Origin of the sequence: Agromyces binzhouensis (assembly GCF_004135055.1) — a bacterium.
In the GTDB taxonomy this organism is placed as follows: domain Bacteria; phylum Actinomycetota; class Actinomycetes; order Actinomycetales; family Microbacteriaceae; genus Agromyces; species Agromyces binzhouensis.
In genome coordinates this window covers 1-2,774 of the sequence record NZ_SDPL01000411.1, presented here as the reverse complement: position 1 = coordinate 2,774, position 2,774 = coordinate 1, and the positions used below count along the sequence as shown (strand labels likewise).

Annotated in this window: 3 protein-coding genes; all 3 read left to right on the top strand. The window is 74.5% G+C overall.

What is annotated here, in order from left to right; all coding sequences use genetic code 11:
- Positions 1–1,222, top strand: a 1,222-nt coding sequence (locus tag ESO86_RS14970) for a polysaccharide deacetylase family protein (protein WP_165307948.1), incomplete at its 5' end; no start/stop codon positions are given.
- Between the two features lie 160 nt (positions 1,223–1,382).
- Complete coding sequence (locus tag ESO86_RS14965; protein WP_129235697.1) at positions 1,383–1,847, top strand: LpqB family beta-propeller domain-containing protein; 465 nt, start codon at positions 1,383–1,385, stop codon at positions 1,845–1,847.
- Positions 1,844–2,774, top strand: a 931-nt coding sequence (locus ESO86_RS14960) for a DUF5671 domain-containing protein (RefSeq protein WP_242492399.1), incomplete at its 3' end; no start/stop codon positions are given. The genes ESO86_RS14965 and ESO86_RS14960, both read left to right, overlap by 4 nt.

Here is a 2,774-nt window from a genome sequence, read left to right as displayed (position 1 = left end):
CCGCGTCGCCGCGGCGGCGCGCGGATTCGCCGACGCGAACGGCGCGGCCTGGACCCCTGGCGTGGACCTCGTCGCGGGCGGCGCGAGCGTTCCGTGCTCCGGCGGCAGCGCGTACGCCGTGACGCCGACCCGGTTGTCCATCGACTGCTCGATCGTCGTCGCATCCGGAACCGTGATCGGCGAGCGACTCGTCGTCGCCGAGTCCGGGGCCGACGGGGAGTCGCGGTCGGCACGCGAGGTCTGGTACGCGGATGGCGCGGACGGCGGCGTGCACGACGGGGCCGCGCTCTACGCGGCAGGCACTGAGCACCGCGTGCTCGCGCTCGTCGCCGAGGCGCTCCGTGCCGCCGGGCGCGTCGACGCCGGTGAGGACCCGTTCGCGGGGACGTCGCCCGAGGCCGCCCGGGCGCTGCTCGTCGACTCGGCGGCGGGCGGTGCCGGAGTCGTCGTCACCCTCGCCGTGCCGGACGTGGAGCGATCGTGCCCCACCTCGGTCCACGTGCCGTGGCGCCTGCTCGATCCCTTCCTGTCCGAACCTGGGTCGATCGTGCGATCCGCCGCGGTCTCCGGCGACCCGTACGCGCCGCCCTCGGCGCCGGGCGGCGGCGACCCGGTCGACTGCACGCTCCTGGCGTGCGTCTCGCTCACGTTCGACGACGGACCGACGTCGCTCACCCCGTCGTTGCTCGACGTGCTGGATCGCGAGCGCGCCGCGGCGACGTTCTACGTCCAGGGCTCGTCGGTGGCGCGGAACCCCGGGACGGCGGCCCGCATCGTGGCCGCAGGGCACGAGATCGCGAACCACACGTGGGCGCATCCGAACCTGACCACGCTGACGGACGAGCAGGTGCGCGACGAGGTGCGCCGCACCCAGGACGCGATCGCGTCCGCCACCGGCGTGAGGCCCACGAGCCTGCGTCCGCCGTACGGCGCGTCGAACGCCGAGGTGCGCGAGCTCGTCCCGCTGCCCTTCGTGGTGTGGGACCTCGACACGCGCGACTGGCAGGATCCCGGTGTCGACGTCGTGGTCGAACGGGCTGCGGGCGGGGCGGCGCCCGGCAGCATCGTGCTCATGCACGACACCCACGAGGAGACGATCGAGGCGGTCCCGTCGATCATCGACCGGCTGCGGGCGAGGGGCTTCGCGCTGGCGAGCGTCGAGGGCCAGTTCGCCGGCGCCCTGCCGGGGCGCGGCGCCCTCGTGAGCCACGGCCCGCGCTGACGGTGACCCGAGGGTGCACGCCCCTGATCCGAGGGTCGCCTCCCGGTGCGGCGCGCCCACCTCGGCCCTGTGCCCGCCGGGCGTCGACCGCTCGAACCACGGCTCACGGCGGGTGACCTTCGGTCCGACATCGACGGTCGCGCCGCACGAGGATACGAGCATGGAGGCCCAACGCTCGAGACCCGACCGCACGCTCGTCGTCATCCTCGCGGTGCTGGGGGTGCTCGTCATCGTGGCGCTCGTCGCCGTGCTCACGCGCGGAGAACCCGAGCAGCTCGACGCCGACACCCCGGAAGGGGTGGTCCAGCAGTACTCCGCCGCCGTCATCGACGGCGACGAGGCGGCTGCGATGGACCACCTCGTCCCCGAGCTCGCCGAGGACTGCACCAGGATGCCGTCCGCCGAACCCGCGGGGATCCGGGTCACCCTGGTCGACACGACCGTGCGCGACGACACCGCCGACGTCGACGTGCTCATCGTGACCACCTACGGCGACGGACCCTTCGGATCGTCGGAGTACGAGGAGCGCGGGGTGTTCGACCTCGTCCGCGTCGGCGGCGAGTGGCGCATCGAGTCGGCCCCGTGGCCGCTGACGATCTGCGACCCGACGGTGGTCAGGGGATGAGCACGGCGTCGGGAGGGTCGGCGCAGGGCGCGGTGCGCCGGCTCATCGTCTTCATCCTGCTGTTCGTGCTCGTCACCATCGCCGCCGTCGGGGTCAGCGGCCTGCTCGATCGCGCGTTCGACGTCGACCGCACCCTCGCGGGCAGCGGCACCGACGAACTCGCGCTCCAGCTCGCGTTCGCGCTCATCGCCGGTCCGCTGGCGGCCCTCCTCTGGTGGGGCGCCTGGCGACGTCTCGACGAGCCCGACGAGCGCGGCTCGATCGCGTGGCCGCTCTACCTCGCGGCCATGACGACGGTCTCGCTGGTCGTCGCGACCACGTCGATCGCGGGCGGCATCGCGAACCTCGTCGACGGCCGGTGGGAACCCGGCGGGCTCGCGATCGGCCTGGTCTGGGCACTCGTCTGGCTGTGGCACCGATGGATGCTGCGGCACCCGGCGAAGGGGCCGACGCGCATGGCGACGGTGCCGCTCGTGATCGGGGCGGCCTACGGCCTCGTGGTCGGCGCCACCTGGGCGGCGTCCGCGCTCGCCGCGGTGTTCGACGCCGCGATCCGCGGCGCCTCCGAGACGGTGCTGGTCGGCCGGGACTCGTGGGCCCTGGCGGCCGTGGACGCGCTCGTCTGGGCCGTGATCGGGTTCGCCGTGTGGTGGTGGCACTGGGTCCGCGACGGCGTCCGGCGCATCCCGACCGGGTTCGCCGCGGTCTCGCTCGTCGTCGTCGGCGTCCTCGGCGGCGGGGCGGCGATGCTCGGCGGCGTCGGCACGATCGTCTACGTCGGACTCCGGCTCGCCTTCGACCCGGGCGAGACCGCGAGCGCCGTGCTCATCCCGCTCGGCACGGCGATCGCCGCCGCCGGCGTTGGCGCGCTCGTGTGGCTCCTGCATGCGCGGATCGCCGCCGCGCACTCCGACGGCACGCGCCGCG